The 15,210-nt window shown below is 65.7% G+C and carries 11 protein-coding genes; 2 read left to right on the plus strand and 9 right to left on the minus strand.

The window, feature by feature from the left end; all coding sequences use genetic code 11:
• Positions 1-75: 75 nt before the first annotated feature.
• Entirely contained in the window at positions 76-1,821 is a 1,746-nt protein-coding gene (argS, locus tag GGR03_RS03970; protein ID WP_183206231.1) for an arginine--tRNA ligase, read from the minus strand.
• A gap of 106 nt (positions 1,822-1,927) precedes the next feature.
• Positions 1,928-3,142, minus strand: coding sequence for a deoxyguanosinetriphosphate triphosphohydrolase (locus GGR03_RS03975; protein WP_281378952.1), 1,215 nt, complete (start codon positions 3,140-3,142; stop codon positions 1,928-1,930).
• A gap of 106 nt (positions 3,143-3,248) precedes the next feature.
• On the opposite strand from GGR03_RS03975, the gene erpA reads away from it, so the two are divergent.
• Both erpA and xth read left to right on the plus strand, forming a co-directional pair.
• Complete coding sequence (erpA, locus tag GGR03_RS03980) at positions 3,249-3,590, plus strand: iron-sulfur cluster insertion protein ErpA (protein WP_183206232.1); 342 nt, start codon at positions 3,249-3,251, stop codon at positions 3,588-3,590.
• Between the two features lie 7 nt (positions 3,591-3,597).
• Entirely contained in the window at positions 3,598-4,377 is a 780-nt protein-coding gene (gene xth / locus GGR03_RS03985; protein WP_183206233.1) for an exodeoxyribonuclease III, read from the plus strand.
• A 24-nt stretch (positions 4,378-4,401) separates the two neighbouring features.
• Here the strand turns inward: xth and GGR03_RS03990 are convergent, their stop codons facing one another.
• The 7 genes from GGR03_RS03990 to GGR03_RS04020 all read right to left on the minus strand — a co-directional run bounded on the left by GGR03_RS03990 (position 4,402) and on the right by GGR03_RS04020 (position 15,200).
• Positions 4,402-5,235 (minus strand): tetratricopeptide repeat protein, encoded by an 834-nt coding sequence (locus GGR03_RS03990; protein ID WP_183206234.1) that lies wholly within the window; start codon positions 5,233-5,235, stop codon positions 4,402-4,404.
• The gene (ilvD, locus tag GGR03_RS03995) at positions 5,222-6,946 is read right to left on the minus strand and encodes a dihydroxy-acid dehydratase (protein WP_183206235.1); all 1,725 of its coding nucleotides are present in this window, start codon (positions 6,944-6,946) and stop codon (positions 5,222-5,224) included. Before ilvD ends, GGR03_RS03990 begins: the two co-directional genes overlap by 14 nt.
• A 245-nt stretch (positions 6,947-7,191) precedes the next feature.
• Positions 7,192-8,604 (minus strand): long-chain fatty acid transporter, encoded by a 1,413-nt coding sequence (locus GGR03_RS04000; RefSeq protein ID WP_183206236.1) that lies wholly within the window; start codon positions 8,602-8,604, stop codon positions 7,192-7,194.
• Between the two features lie 322 nt (positions 8,605-8,926).
• A complete protein-coding gene (locus tag GGR03_RS04005) occupies positions 8,927-11,839 on the minus strand; it encodes a valine--tRNA ligase (protein WP_183206237.1) in 2,913 nt (970 codons plus the stop codon).
• A gap of 121 nt (positions 11,840-11,960) precedes the next feature.
• Positions 11,961-12,761 carry a PopZ family protein gene (locus GGR03_RS24010; protein ID WP_246367578.1) on the minus strand — a complete coding sequence of 267 codons (801 nt, stop codon included), beginning with the start codon at positions 12,759-12,761 and terminating at the stop codon, positions 11,961-11,963.
• 174 nt (positions 12,762-12,935) lie between these two features.
• The gene (locus GGR03_RS04015; protein ID WP_183207021.1) at positions 12,936-14,396 is read right to left on the minus strand and encodes a TolC family outer membrane protein; all 1,461 of its coding nucleotides are present in this window, start codon (positions 14,394-14,396) and stop codon (positions 12,936-12,938) included.
• Positions 14,397-14,546: 150 nt separating this feature from the next.
• Positions 14,547-15,200: a protein-L-isoaspartate O-methyltransferase family protein gene (locus tag GGR03_RS04020; protein WP_183206238.1), complete on the minus strand. Its 654-nt coding sequence runs from the start codon at positions 15,198-15,200 to the stop codon at positions 14,547-14,549.
• Between the last annotated feature and the right edge of the window lie 10 nt (positions 15,201-15,210).

Consider the following 15,210-nt stretch of genomic DNA (forward strand, 5'->3'; position numbering starts at 1 on the left):
TGTTCCCCTCGCGCCGGAGGCCTAAGGCCACCGTCTTCCAGCGCTATGAGAGGAAGTTGACCAAAGCGTGATGGCTCATCGCATTTCTTCCGGAGCGTCGGCGCCGACGAGGCCGAGTCCTGATTTGATGACGATGGCAACTGCCCGAACCAGGGCCAGTCTAGCCTCAGTCACTTTGGGCTCATCAGGGTTAACAAACCGTAAGTGCGGCAAGTCCTTGCCGCGATTGTACTGGGCGTGGAACGTCGCTGCGACGTCGTAGAGGTAGAAGGCCAGCCGATGCGGCTCCTTGGCCTCGGCGGCCGACGCGATCAACCGCGGGAACTCGGCGAGCTTGCGGATCAGCCCGAGTTCGCCCTCGTCCGTCAGGCAGGCGAGATCCATGTCGCCGGGCCGGGTGAAGTCGGGCGCGGCAATGCCGGTCTCGGCCGCCTGGCGGAAGATCGCGGCGGCGCGGGCATGGGCGTACTGCACGTAGAAGACCGGATTGTCCTTCGACTGCTCGGTTACCTTCTCGAAATCGAAGTCGAGCGGCGCGTCGCTCTTGCGATAGAGCATCATGAAGCGGACGGGGTCGCGGCCGACTTCCTCGACCACGTCGGCGAGCGTCACGAAGCTGCCCGAGCGCTTCGACATGGTGACGGGCTCGCCGTTGCGGAACAGCTTCACCAGCTGGCAGAGCACCACGTCGACATGCGCCGTCTCACCGGCCACGGCACGCGCCACGGCTTCCAGCCGCTTGACGTAGCCGCCGTGGTCGGCGCCGAGCACATAGACCATCTCCTCGAAGCCGCGCCGGTACTTGTCACGGAAGTAAGCGACGTCGGCGGCAAAATAGGTGTAGGCGCCGTCCGACTTCACCAGCGGCCGGTCCTGGTCGTCGCCGACCTCGGTCGAGCGCAGCAGCGTCTGCTCGCGATCCTCCCATTCCTCCGGAACCTGGCCCTTCGGCGGCGGCAGCGCGCCTTGGTAGATGAAGCCCTTGGCGCGCAGATCCTCGATCGCGGCGGCGATCAGGCCGTCGTCGTGCAGCTTGCGCTCGGAGAAGAAGACGGCGTGCTCGACGCCGAGCAGCTTCAGGTCGGCGCGGATCATCGCCATCATGGCCGTGATCGCCCGCTCGCGAACCAGCGGCAGCCATTCGGCCTCGTCCATCGCGGCCAGCCGGTCGCCGTATTCGGCCGCCAGCGCCTCGCCCACCGGCTTGAGATAGTCGCCGGGATAGAGCCCGGCCGGAATGTCGCCGATCGTCTCGCCCCGCGCCTCGCGGTAGCGCAGGAAGACGGAGCGGGCGAGGACGTTCACCTGCTCGCCTGCGTCGTTGATGTAGTACTCGCTGGTGACGTCGGCGCCGTCGAAGGCGAGGATGTTGGCGATGGCGTCGCCGACCACGGCGCCCCGCGTATGGCCGACATGCATAGGGCCGGTCGGATTGGCCGAGACATATTCGACGTTCACCTTGCGGCCGGTCGGCCTGCCGCGCCCGTAATCGGTGCCCGCCGTCAGGATGTCGGCGAGATGGCTTGTCCAGAAGGCGGGCTTCAGCCGCAGATTGATGAAGCCGGGACCGGCGACCTCGGCCGTCTCGACGTCCGGGTCGCGGGCGAGGCGCGCGGCAATCTTGGTCGCGAGTTCGCGCGGCTTCGCCCCGAGCGGCTTGGCGAGCACCATCGCGGCGTTGGTCGCCAGGTCCCCATGGGTCGCGTCCCGCGGCGGCTCCACGGTCACGCGGGAGAGGTCCTGCGCGGGCATTTCGCCTTGCGTCAGAACGGCTTCCACCGCGACTCTCACCCGGTTTTCGAAATCGGCGAAGATGTTCATCTGCGTGCCTTGCATCTTTCCGGGAGCGTCCGGGTTGGCCCGCTCACATAGGAACGATCGCGAGATCGCCTGCCTGTGCCGACCGGGCTGAAGGAAGACTGGCCGGCTAGCGCAAACGCGGCGTTGCGTCAAACAGCCTTGCATGCTCGGCCAGGGCGTAGGTGTCGGTCATCCCCGCCAGATAGTCTGCCACCCGTCGCGCCAGACGATCGTCGCCCAGCCGGTCGGAGGCGACGCTCCAGGCCCCGGGCATCAGGTCCGGGCGCTCGATCAGCCGGTCGAAGAGGTTCTCGACGATCCCCTCGGCGGTTCGCATGACGCGCATCACGTCGTCGTGGCGGTAGACCCGTTCGAAAAGGAAGCTGCGCGTCTGGTCGACCGCCGCACGCATCGGCGCCGAGAAGGCGACGAGCGTCAGGTCCGCCCCGCGCACCGCCGCCGCGTCGACGGGCGCCAGCGCACCAATCCCGGCGACAGTCGTCTCGATGACATCCTCGACCATCCGGGTGATGTGCCGCCGCATGATCTCGTGCGCCGTGCGCGCAGGGTCGAGGTTCGGATAGGCCGCGCGGACCTCCGTCAGAATCGCCCCCGCCAGGTCGAGCCCGGCAAGGTCGTCGAGACCGATCATCCCTGCCCGCAGGCCGTCGTCGAGATCGTGGGTGTTGTAGGCGATGTCGTCGGAGATGGCCGCGGCCTGCGCCTCGAGACTGGCGAAACTGCCTAAGTCGAGCGGGAACAGCTGGTCAAAATCCGCGATGGGCCGTGGCACCGGGCACCCGCTTGTCGAATATGGCCCGATCAGCGGGCCGTTGTGCTTGACGAGGCCCTCCAGCGTTTCCCATGCGAGGTTCAGGCCGTCGAACTCGGCATAGTGGCGCTCCAGTGCAGTAACGATCCGCAGCGACTGGGCATTGTGGTCGAAGCCGCCATACGGGCGCATCCGACGATCAAGCGCACGCTCCCCGGCGTGTCCGAACGGCGTGTGGCCGAAATCGTGGACGAGCGCGATGGCCTCGGTGAGGTCCTCGTCGAGGCGCAGCGCCCGGGCAAACGCACGGGCAATCTGCGAGACCTCGATCGTATGGGTGAGCCGCGTGCGGAAATGGTCGCCTTCCGTCGCCACGAAAACCTGCGTCTTGTGCTTCAACCGGCGGAAGGCGGTGGCGTGGACGATGCGGTCGCGGTCGCGCTGGAAGGGCGTGCGCGTCGGGCTCGCCGTTTCGGCGAACAGCCGGCCCCGCGACTCCTCCGGCTGTACGGCATAGGCGGCGCGCGCCAGCCCGCCCATTCCGATCTGTGCGATCGTGTTCACTTGCATGGGAAACGATGTGTCCCGATTGACCGGCCTCTCCCCGGTCCATACTTAGGGAAGAGCCCGCGAACAAGGAGCGGCGCCGGCGCAGGCCGACGCGCCGATTTACCAGATGAGCGACACCGCTACCCTGCCCGTCACGATTTCCGACAACGCCGCCCGGCGCATCGCCACGATTCTCGCACGCAGTCAGGATGCCGACTCGCTGCGGATATCGGTCGAGGGAGGCGGATGTTCCGGCTTCTCGTACAAATACGACCTGACGCACGAGCGCGAGGAGGACGATCTCGTGCTGGAGCGCGACGGCGCGCGGGTACTGATCGATCAGGTCTCGCTGGCCTATCTCGAAGGCTCGGTGGTCGATTTCGTCGACGACCTGATGGGGCAGTCCTTCCAGATCCGCAACCCCAACGCGGTCGCTGCCTGCGGCTGCGGCACCAGTTTCTCGGTCTGACCCACACGTGATCATCGCTACCTGGAACATCAACGGCGTCAAGGCGCGCATCGAGGGCCTGACCGCCTGGCTCTCTGCGCGCTCGCCCGACATCGCGTGCCTGCAGGAGATCAAGAGCGTCGACGAGACTTTCCCGCGCGAGCCGATCGAGGCCCTCGGCTATCATGTCGAGACGCACGGCCAGAAGGGCTTCAACGGCGTCGCGCTGCTTTCGAAGCAAAAGCCGCTGTCGATCGAGCCGCGCCTGCCCGGCGACACGGCGGACGAGCATTCGCGGTTCATCGAAGGGGTCTGGGACTTCAACGGACAGCCACTGCGCGTCGCGTCGCTGTATCTGCCGAACGGCAATCCGATCGGCACGGAGAAGTTCACCTACAAGCTCGCCTGGATGGACCGCCTCGTCGCCCACGCGAAAGAGACGATGGCGCGCGAGGAGATGCTCGTCCTCGCTGGCGACTACAACGTCATCCCCGAGCCGGCGGACGCCGCAAATCCGGCGGTCTGGCGCGACGACGCGCTGTTCCAGCCGGAGACCCGCGCCGCCTATCGGCGGCTGCTCAATCTCGGCCTTGCGGACGGGTTGCGGGCGACAACCGACGCGGCCGGGACTTATACGTTCTGGGATTACCAGGCCGGTGCCTGGCAGAAGAACAACGGCATCCGCATCGACCATCTGCTGCTGTCGCCGGAAGCGCAGGGACGGCTCGTATCCGCTGGGATCGACAGCCATGTGCGCGGCTGGGAAAAGCCGTCCGACCATGTGCCGGTGCTGATCGAACTTGCCTGATCGCCGAACGCCGGGCGGCTGCGGTCAATTCCTGGCGACGGATGCGCCCCCGGCCGCTGCCATCTGTTGCTCGGCATAGGCGAGTGCGGTCCGGCGATCGGCCTCCGAAGCCATCGAGAAGACCTCCTCCTGCAGCGGACGTATCCACTGTGCATCGGCCGGCGATGCCCGCTTGAGCGCCAGGGTCAGCATGCCGAGCCCCTGCACGGGCTGTGCCGGCAGCGATATCTTCTGGCCGTCGAACAACAGATAGCCGAGCAGCGCCCGGGCGCCGACATGCTCCTTTTCCGCGGCCAGTTTCAGCCAGCGCGCCGCCTGGCGTGGATCGGCCTTGCCGCCCTCGCCTTGCAGGATCATCCGGCCCAGCTCGAACTGCGCCTTGGGATCGCCGAAGAACGAGGCGGCATGGAAATAGAACTGCCGGGCACGCGGCAGGTCCGCGCCAACCGGCGTGCTCGGGATGCCGCGGCGCAGGTAGTCGCCGAGCGCGACGACGGCGCTCGAGACGTAGGCGGCATTGGCATACCCGCCGCCATCCTCGTCTTGATCGCGGACGATCTGCTCGAAGATCTTGAACGCCTCGTAGTCGTTCTCGGGAACGCCATCTCCGTCGGCATACATCTTGCCGAGCTTCCAGCGGGCGCCGGGGTGTCCCTTGTCGGCGGCGTAACGCAAAGCCTCGAAAGCCTCGAGCTTCTCGCCGCGCTGATAGGCCTTGAAGCCGAAGGAGAACAGCTCCAGCGTTCCCGCCTCCGGATTCACCCGCGCGGCGGGGTCGAGGGCCGACGCGGCGCCTGCCGAAAACAGCACCGCGCCGACGAACGACGCCGAAAGGGCTATTCTCCTAGAGATCCGCATAGCAATGCTTCTCTGCGGCAGCGCCCGGATGCGTCACCGCGCCCTTGCGGGCCGTTCCGACCTGCTGGGCATATTTCCAGATGGCGCCCGACTGATAGTCCGTCTCGCGCGGCTGCCAGGCATCGGCGCGCAGCTTCAGCTCGTCATCCGAGAGCGCCACGTCAAGCGTGCCCTCGACCGCATCGATGGTGATGATATCGCCGTCGCGCAGCAGGCCGATCGGGCCGCCGACAGCGGCCTCGGGGCCGACATGGCCGATGCAGAAGCCGCGCGTGGCGCCGGAAAAGCGCCCGTCGGTGATCAGCGCGACCTTGTCGCCCATGCCCTGACCGTAGAGCGCTGCCGTGGTCGACAGCATCTCGCGCATGCCGGGACCGCCCTTCGGCCCTTCGTAGCGGATGACGAGCACTTCGCCTTCCTTGTAGTCGCGCTTGGAAACCGCCTCGTAGCAGGCCTCTTCCGAGTCGAAGCAGCGGGCGGGGCCGGAGAAGCGCAGGTTCTTCATGCCCGCGACCTTCACGATCGCGCCGTCGCTGGCGAGGTTGCCCTTGAGGCCGACCACGCCACCGGTCACGGTGATCGGGTTGTTGGCTTCGCGCACGACGTCCTGGTGCGGGTTCCAGGCGACCTTCTCCATGTTCTCGGCGATGGTGCGGCCGGTCACGGTCATGCAGTCGCCGTGCAGATAGCCGTGCTCCAGCATGGTCTTCATCAGCAGCGGGATGCCGCCTGCCTCGAACATGTCCTTGGCGACGTACTTGCCGCCCGGCTTGAGGTCCGCGATGTACGGGGTCTTCTTGAAGATCTCGGCGACGTCGAACAGGTCGAACTCGATACCGCATTCATGCGCGATGGCCGGCAGGTGCAGCGCGCCGTTGGTCGAACCGCCGGTTGCCGCGACCACGGCGGCGGCGTTCTCCAGCGCCTTGCGGGTCACGATGTCGCGCGGCCGGATGTTGCGCGCCAGCAGTTCCATGACGATCTCGCCGGAGGCGTAACAGAACTTGTCGCGGATCTCGTAAGGGGCCGGCGCACCGCAGGAATAGGGCAGCGCCAGGCCGATCGCTTCGGCGACGGTCGCCATCGTGTTGGCGGTGAACTGCGCGCCGCAGGATCCGGCCGACGGGCACGCGACCTGCTCGATCTCGTCGAGATCGGCGTCGTTCATGTCACCGACCGAATGCTTGCCGACCGCCTCGAAGATGTCCTGGACGGTGACCTGCTGGCCACGGAAATTGCCGGGCAGGATCGACCCGCCATAGATGAACACTGACGGGACGTTGAGCCGGACCATCGCCATCATCATGCCGGGCAGCGACTTGTCGCAGCCCGCCAGCCCGACCAGCGCATCATAGGCATGGCCGCGCATCGTCAGCTCGACCGAATCGGCGATAAGGTCGCGGGACACCAGCGACGCCTTCATGCCCTGGTGGCCCATCGCGATGCCGTCGGTGACGGTGATCGTGCAGAATTCGCGCGGCGTGCCACGTGCGGCGGCGACGCCTTTCTTGACCACCTGGGCCTGGCGCATAAGCGAGATATTGCAGGGCGCGGCCTCGTTCCAGCAGGACGCGACACCCACCAGCGGCTGGTGAATCTCTTCCTTGGTCAGGCCCATTGCATAGAGGTACGAGCGATGCGGCGCGCGCGACGGCCCTTCCGTCACATGGCGGCTGGGCAGGTTCTTCTTATCGAAAACGTGCGAATCCATCGTCTCTCCCAACTCTTGACAAAGCACCGAGCCGCACCTCCGCGCTCCGTCCGGGGTGACGGCGTTTTGTGGCGGCAACGCGGCGAATTTCCCGTCCCCGACTATAAGGGGTGCACGCTTGCAATAGTGTTGCGTCAATCACACATCGGCTCTTTCTAGGAACGAAGGTGGAACTTTTCACGCGAAGGGCGCGCCCATAGGACGCGCCCTTCGTCGATGTCGCAGATCGGTTTTTGGTCGATGCCTCAGAAGGTGAATTTGAGCGAAGCGGTCCCGCCCAGCACGACGTCATCGCCGACCGTGCCGTCATAGTAGCCGCCGTCCGCGACCGACTGATCACCGTCGGTCCAGTAGCCGACCAGGCCACCAAAGCGGATTTCGCTCCACTGGTTGGCCTTGAACGAGACGCCGGCGGATACCGTGTAGAGGTCGGTATAGGTGGTCTCCGAACCGGTCGACACGCCCCGGTCGTAACCCAGGGACACGGCGCCCGAAATCTGCTCGTTGAACGCCTTGCCGATGCCGATCGAGGCGGTGTAGCCATCGCGCCAGTTATAGGGCGAGTAGCTGGAGGAAGTGCCGGTCTCGGCGCTGGTGATGGTGCTGACGACCGAGCCGTTGGTGCTCCAGTCCGTCCAGCGGAACGACCCGAGCAGCAGCGTTCCCTCGGCAATGCCGGTCTGGGCATTGATGTAGAGGCTTTGCGGGCTGATCGCCTCGTTGAGGCTCGAATCGACATCGATGACCCGGTTGGGAATGGCGCCCGCGCCACGCCCGGCGGCAGCAATCAGCCCGTCGAGCTGCGGGATCGAGACGCGCTGGCCGTTGAGCGAGGCGTAGGCCGTGTCGAGAATGGTGACGGTGCCGGTGCCGGTGACGTCGTCATGCTTGACCTCCGAGCGGTAGAGCACCTGCGCGCGGAGCGCGATCTCCGGCTTCTCGTAGGCTAGACCGATGCGATAGCCGCCTTTGTAGCCGCCGCGCGAATCGACCTCGACGAGGCTCGGAAGCGTGACCTGCGCGCCGGGGACCAAGGTGGTGAGGCCGCCGACCAGCGCCCTGCCCTGGGGACCAGATGCCACGAAGGCCCCGTTCAGATTGCGGAAGCCGTAGCTGGAACCATCGAAATTGAAATCTTCCGCGAAGACGCCGCCTAGAAGGCTGAAGCGACCGACGTCGGCGGTGTAGCTGACCCGGCAGGTCAGACCGAATTCGTTGGATTCGAAGCCGATCGTGCGGGTGCGGGACGTCGAGGTCGCGCCGGCGAAGTTGAGGCGATCGGCGTTCGACGTGCTCTGTGTCGAGCTCACCTGCCGCGGCAGGGCGCCGTCCAGCGTATCGCTATAGTCGGCGGTGGCGGCAAAGGATTCCGTGTAGGTGCCGGCGCAACCGAACAGGTCGCCGCCGAAGCCGACCGAGAAGGAGGGGATCGAGTAGTGGCCGGTGTAGTCGCCGTAGTCGCCGCTGACGCCGTTGACCGAGTCGAAGCCGCGCTGCGGCGCCACGTATGTCAGGCCGGTCCGCATGCTGAACGTGCCGGGCTCATAAAGAATGTCCGTGTCGGCTGTGCCGCGCTGAAAGCCCCCGGCCAGCGCCGTCGATGACAGCGCCATGGTCGCGATCGCCGTGCCGGCCATGATCTTGCGGAAATGTGACATAGTTTCCCCCTCACACATTTTCTCTGCTGTGCGCCTCCGCCCCTCAGCAGTTGACGCAAACGTAAACGAGAAAGTCTCGGGCGGAAATACGGTTTGTAACGCGAGCGCCACAATTGCGGCGAAAGGGCAACAGGTTCTGCCCGCCGCGAAAGCGGCCCGACCCTGTTGCCTAACCCGTTGAATGTAATGGCAGGAGACGCCTTTGGCGGAATCGGATCGGAAGGTCACCTTCCTGATCAGCGTTCAGAAGAGCGAAAACGCCGCCCAGTGATCCTGCCCCGACCGTGTCAGAACTGTGACACTGTCGAGGCAGCGGCTTGTTTCAGCGAAGCCGGTCCAGGGCTGCGGCGAGTTTCTCTTCCTCGGCCCGGTAGGCCGCCTGCTTCTCCCGCTCCTGCGCAACCACCTCCTCCGGCGCGTTGGCCACGAAGCGCTCGTTCGAGAGCTTGCCGTCGATGCGCTTGATCTCGGTGCGGGCCTTCTCCCGGGCCTTCTCGAGGCGGGCGCGCTCGGCGGCGATGTCGATCATCCCGGCCAGCGGCAGGGCGAAGGTCAGTCCACCGACGACGATCTGCGCGGCCTGCTCCGGCGCCTGCTCTGCCGTGGTCACCGCGGTGACCCGCGCCAGCCGCTTCAGCGCGGGGCCATGCCGTTCGAGGCGCTCCATGGCCAGCGCATCGGCGCCGATGGCGACCAGCGCCGCTTCCGCCGCGGCCGGAACGTTCATCTCGGAGCGGACGGAGCGTATCTCGCTGACGAGGTCCACCAGCCAGTTGATGTCGTCAGCCGCCTCGACATCGGCGAAGTCGATCGCCGGCCACTCGGTGTGGCACAGCAGCCGCGGGCGGTTGCCCTCGACTGTTGCCGCCCAGAGCTCTTCCGTGACGAACGGCATGAACGGGTGGAGGAGCGCGAAAATGCGGTCGAGCACCATGCCGGTGACCGCGCGGACCTCGTTGGCCGCAGCCTCGTCGCCGCCCGCCAGTGCCGGCTTGGCGAGCTCGACGTACCAGTCGCAGAACGTATTCCAAACGAATCGGTACAGTGCAGCGGCGGCGTCGTTGAAGCGGTAGGCTTCCAGCGCAGCCCGCGTCTCGCTGGAGGCCTTGCCGAGTTCCGTGACGATCCAGCGGTTGAGCGGCAGCTTCAGTCCGTCCGGGTCGACCGCCGTGCCGTGAACCGCGCCGTTCATCTCGGCGAAGCGGGTCGCGTTCCAGAGCTTGGTGCCGAAGTTCCGGTACCCGGCGATGCGCTGGGTGTCGAGCTTAACGTCCCTGCCCTGGGCCGCCATGATCGCCAGCGTGAAGCGCAACGCGTCGGCACCGTATTCGTCGATCAGTTCCACTGGATCGACGACGTTACCCTTCGACTTCGACATCTTGTCGCCGTTCTTGTCGCGAACCAGCGCATGGATGTAGATCGTGTGGAATGGCGCAATGCCATTTCCCTCGGCATCCTTCATGAAATGCAGGCCCATCTGCATCATCCGGACGACCCAGAACGGGATGATGTCGAAGCCGGTGACGAGAACGCTCGTCGGATAGTAGCGCTCCAGTTCCGGTGTCTTGTCGGGCCAGCCCAGCGTCGAGAAAGGCCAGAGCGCCGACGAGAACCAGGTGTCGAGGACGTCCTCGTCACGGATCAGGATCTCGCCCGGCTGCAGTTTCTCGATCCTGTCCTGAACCCAGGATTTCCACGGACCTTCATGCGCCAGATAGTGCTGTATGGCGGCATCCAGCGCTTCTTCTTCGCTCTTCTCGACGAAGCATTGCCCATCCGGGCCGTACCAGGCCGGGATCTGATGGCCCCACCAGAGCTGGCGCGATATGCACCAGGGCTCGATGTTCTCCAGCCAGTTGAAATAGGTCTTTTCCCAGTTCTTCGGCACGAAGTTCGCACGGCCGTCGCGCACGGCATCAAGCGGCGGACCCGCCAGCGCCTTGTTGTCGACGAACCACTGGTCGGTCAGCATCGGCTCGATGACGACGCCGGAGCGATCGCCGAACGGCTGCATGATCTTCTTGTTCTCGACATAAGGAATGTCGTTGCCCTCGGCGTCCTTGATGGTGACGCTCAGCCTGTCCGCATTGATCGCGTCGATGATCTTGGCGCGGGCCTCCATCCGGTCGAGGCCGCGATACTCCTCGGGAACCAGGTTGATCTCATCCACCTCGTTCTCGCTCGGCAGCTTGCCGGACCTGGTGATTGCAAGCGCCTGCGCCGCGCTGACCGCATAGGGTTCGCCGTCGTCGCGCATCGCGGCCTTCGTATCCATCAGGCGATAGAGCGGAATGCCGTTACGCTTGGCGACCTGATAGTCGTTGAAGTCGTGGGCGCCGGTGATCTTGACCGCGCCCGAGCCGAAATCCGGTTCCGGATACTCGTCGGTGATGATCGGGATCAGGCGGCGATGTTCTTTTGGTCCGACCGGAATCTCGCAGAGCTTGCCGACAATCGGTGCATAGCGTTCGTCGGACGGATGAACGGCGACCGCGCCATCCCCCAGCATGGTCTCGGGACGCGTCGTGGCGATCGAGATATAGTTCCGCTCTTCGGAAAGGACGACGCTGCCGTCGGCATCTTTCTCGACATAGGTGTAGGTTTCGCCGCCGGCCAGCGGGTACTTGAAGTGCCACATATGGCCGTCGACTTCCTTCGACTCCACTTCCATGTCCGAGATCGCCGTCTCGAATTTCGGGTCCCAGTTGACCAGCCGCTTGCCGCGATAGATCAGGCTCTGCTTGTAGAGCGTGACGAAGACCTCACGGACAGCCTCGGACAGGCCCTCGTCCATGGTGAAACGCTCGCGCGACCAGTCGCAGGAGGCACCGAGCCGCTTCAACTGGTTGAAGATCAACCCGCCCGACTCGTCCTTCCACTCCCAGACCTTCTCGATGAAGGCTTCGCGACCCATCTCGCGACGGCCCGGCAATTTATCGGCGGCGAGCTTTCGCTCGACGACCATCTGGGTGGCGATGCCGGCATGGTCCATGCCAGGCTGCCACAGCACATCCTTGCCGCGCATCCGCTCGAACCGCACCAGTATGTCCTGCAGCGTATTGTTGAGCGCATGCCCCATGTGCAGCGAGCCGGTGACATTGGGCGGGGGGATGACGATCGAGAAGGGCTCGGCCCCCTCCGCGGCGCCGGCGCCAGCGCGGAACGCGCCTGCGTCTTCCCAGCGCTGGGCAATGCGCGGCTCGATGGCCGCGGCGTCGTAGGTTTTCTCGATCATGCTGTGTCCGGGGGAGCGTTGCGCGTCGCCACCGGTTACAGCCTCGCTTTCGGCACTGTCAACGCAGCGCCGCGTCCCGGCGCCGGCCGGAACGGTGATTCCGCCGCCGAAGCCCTGCGACTTAGCGGCGGCCGCCGGTCGCCACGCGCTCGATTTCCTCGCGCACCAGCCGCTCGACGAGCCGCGGCAGATTGTCGTCGAGCCAATCCTGCAGCATCGGACGGAGCATTTCCTGCACCGCATCCTCCACCGACCGCATCTGATCCTCGCGGATGGCCCGGGCGAGATCTTCGAACGAGGCGGCAACCCGCGCGCCGGCTTCCTGGGAGATGAGGCGGTGCGTCTCGGTCGGGTCGGCGAGCGCCCGTGCCGCCACGATCGGCGGCTCGTCCAGGGCCGCCCGCGACGGTTGGCGCAAGCCGGCTTCGTCGCTATTGGCAGCCGCGAAACGAGCCGGGCCTTCGATGTCGTCACCCTGCTCGGGGGCCGCGAAACCCTCGCCGGCAAGCTCGTCGCCGTCGCCGATCAACTCGACCAGTTCGGTCTCGAAAGCATCATCGTCGAACCGGCTGCCGCCGATCGCGGCATCGAAACCCGAGACGTCTTCATCCGCTGCCGGCCGGGGTTCAGCCTCATCGGTTGAAAAGGACTGGAGATCTTCCGCGTCTTCGGGGCGCTCGTGCCTCGCCTGCGAATACCACCGGGTGTCGGCAAGATCCTCGGACGGTTGGTCGCGCGGCTCGTTCGCCACCGGGCGCAGTGCCTCGGCATAGCTGGCGGGAAACGACGGCACGGCGACATCGCCTTGAGCATGCCCCGGCTGGCGCTTGATGACCTTCTCGTCCCCGCTCTCGATGATGCGTTTGATCGACGCGAGGATCTCATCCATCGACGGATCGGGGGCCGGAAGGGCATTGCTCATGGGAAGCTCCCGCATGTTGCACGACAGGGCAGCACCCTATCGCGCGAATCGTGCGTGGAGCCTAAGACGCGCGAGCCTTCAGGTGAATCCCGCAAAGCGGTCTGGCGGGACTATCACCAACTTACTGAGGCGTCGTGTGGCCGGGCGGACTCATACGGCGCGAAGCGAACGGCCTCAGCGGCCGTCCGGCGTGCGCAGGCCGAACCATTTGTCCTGAACCTGGATGTAATGTTCCTCGGGCTTGTATTTACGCCCGGCGAGCGACAGGCGCTCGGCCGAAAGCCAGCCGGTCGCCGACAGCAGGCCGTAGGCGGCGACAACCTCGTCGCGCTGCGAGCCGACGAGAAGGATCTGCGCCGAGATCACGTCGGCCTGCGCATTCAGAACGTCGAGCGTGGTGCGCTGGCCCACGTTACGCTCCTCGATGACGCCGTTGAGCGCCAGCCTCGCCGCCTGCACCTGCGCCTGGAAGCCGGTGATGTTGGCACGCGCCGCCTGCAGCTCCGCCCAGGACGTCGCCACTGCGGCCCGCACCTGATCGCGTGCATTGTCGACCTCAATCCGGCGCTGGCCCAGCACTTCCTTGGACTGGCGGACGACCGAGCTGGCGCGGCCGCCCTGATAGATCGGGATCGTCAGCTGCGCGCCGATGGTGGCGGAAACCTCATTCTGCGTGTTGACATTCGGCCTTCCCGCCGACGTGTCCACGCCCGGAAGATCCCCGCCCTCGGACTTGCTGAGAGAATAGGTGTCCTCGACCTGGCCCACCACGCTCAGTTGCGGCAGCAGTGCACCTTCGGCAGATTTCACCTGGAAGGCGGCGGCATCCACCGCTGCAAGCGTGGCGAGGATCGCGGGATGTTCCTGCTGCGAGATCGCGAAGGCGGAATCGACGGACTTCGGCAGGACATTCATCGGCGCCCGGCCGGGCTCGAGATCGGTCGGCGGGTCGCCGATCACATCGAAATAGGTCGCCTCGCTGGCCGCGACCTGCGAGAGGGCGCTGTTCAGCAACGCCGTGGCCAGAGCCTGCTGCGACTCAGCCTGGGCGACGTCCGTACGCGTGCCTTCGCCGACCTCGAAGCGGGCACCCGCGGCGCGGACCTGCTCCTGGAGAAAGCCGAGATTCTGGCGCCGCAGCGTGGCGATCTGCCGATCGCGCAGCACGTCCATGTAGGCGGCGACGGCGTCGAACAGCGTGTTCTGCTCGGTATTGGCCAGGTTCTTCTGGGAGGCGCGCACCTGCGCCTGCGCCGCTGCGACGTTGTTGGGTGTCTGGAACCCGTCGAAAATCGTCTGGCTTATCTCGACGCCGAAGCCGATCGACCCCGTCCGCCCCCTGGCGGTGGAGATGTCGTCGCCGAACGTGGTTCTGTTGCGGCTGGCATTGGCCGTTCCGACACCATTGACGAAGGGCCGCATGCCGGCCCGAGCCTGTGGAACGTTTTCGTCGGTGGCACGCAGCTGGGCGCGGGCGACGTTCAGGCCCTGACTGTTGGCATAGGCCTTGGCCAGCGCACCGGTGAGCGTCTCGGCATTCGCCACGTAACCGGTCGACAGCAAGGTCCCTGCCGAGAGAGCCAATGCGATCCAGAGCTTCTTCTGCAAAACGATTACCCCGAGCCCTCGATACATCATGACCGCTTCACGTCGTACCTGACGCACGAATCCGTCAACCATGTCTGGCGCACATTGACCAGTTTCACCCACCCGAGATCAAGCGCATAGCCACTATGAGCAGCAGTTTCTCAGCGCGGCGGGGCAAATCTGCAACGACAACATGGATTAGAACTGGAACGTCGCCGCCCGCGCGAAGCCCGGGAGCGGCCGGATGCTGCAGTTGAATCCAAATCGGTCGGAGACGATACCCTCGTCGTCCTTGATGTAGAGCCGCGCGGCGGCCGCGTTGCCGACACCCTCCACCACGACCAGCCGCCCGCCATTGCGCAACTGGTCGAAGAATGTCTCGGGCAGGACCTCCACCGAGCCCTCGAAGAAGATCACGTCATAGGGGGCCTCGGAAGCATATCCCTCGACGAGGGGCCCCTCGACGACCACGCAGGTGACGAAGTCGAGCCGCCCCAGATTGTCGGTTGCCTGGGCCGCGAGGTCGGGATCCTCCTCCAGCGACACCACGGAGCCGGCGAGATGGGAGAGGATCGCCGACCCGTAGCCGGTGCCGCAGCCGACATCCAGAACGACGTCGTCGGGCCTGACCCCGGCGAGCTGGACGAGCTTGGCGAAGGGCGACGGCTCCATGACGAAGCGCCCTCCGCCCAGCGGCACGTCCTCGTCGATATAGGCCAGCGGCTTGCGGGAGGCCGGGACGAACTCCTCGCGCGGCACCTGCAGGAAGGCCCTCAGGATCGCATGACTGGACACGTCCGTCGTGCGGATCTGGTTGTCCACCATCTTGGTGCGGGCGGATTCGAAATCCATCGACGACATC

Origin of the sequence: Aurantimonas endophytica, assembly GCF_014196845.1 — a bacterium.
GTDB classification, from domain to species: Bacteria; Pseudomonadota; Alphaproteobacteria; order Rhizobiales; family Rhizobiaceae; genus Aurantimonas; species Aurantimonas endophytica.

What these genes read in the sequence shown, in the direction of transcription:
- argS (WP_183206231.1), bottom strand. Translation starts at nt 1,821, where the DNA reads ATGAACATCTTCGCCGATTTCGAAAACCGGGTGAGAGTCGCGGTGGAA.
- GGR03_RS03975 (WP_281378952.1), bottom strand. Translation starts at nt 3,142, where the DNA reads ATGCAAGTGAACACGATCGCACAGATCGGAATGGGCGGGCTGGCGCGC.
- erpA (WP_183206232.1), top strand. Translation starts at nt 3,249, where the DNA reads ATGAGCGACACCGCTACCCTGCCCGTCACGATTTCCGACAACGCCGCC.
- GGR03_RS03990 (WP_183206234.1), bottom strand. Translation starts at nt 5,235, where the DNA reads ATGCGGATCTCTAGGAGAATAGCCCTTTCGGCGTCGTTCGTCGGCGCG.
- ilvD (WP_183206235.1), bottom strand. Translation starts at nt 6,946, where the DNA reads ATGGATTCGCACGTTTTCGATAAGAAGAACCTGCCCAGCCGCCATGTG.
- GGR03_RS04000 (WP_183206236.1), bottom strand. Translation starts at nt 8,604, where the DNA reads ATGTCACATTTCCGCAAGATCATGGCCGGCACGGCGATCGCGACCATG.
- GGR03_RS04005 (WP_183206237.1), bottom strand. Translation starts at nt 11,839, where the DNA reads ATGATCGAGAAAACCTACGACGCCGCGGCCATCGAGCCGCGCATTGCC.
- GGR03_RS24010 (WP_246367578.1), bottom strand. Translation starts at nt 12,761, where the DNA reads ATGAGCAATGCCCTTCCGGCCCCCGATCCGTCGATGGATGAGATCCTC.
- GGR03_RS04015 (WP_183207021.1), bottom strand. Translation starts at nt 14,396, where the DNA reads ATGTATCGAGGGCTCGGGGTAATCGTTTTGCAGAAGAAGCTCTGGATC.
- GGR03_RS04020 (WP_183206238.1), bottom strand. Translation starts at nt 15,200, where the DNA reads ATGGATTTCGAATCCGCCCGCACCAAGATGGTGGACAACCAGATCCGC.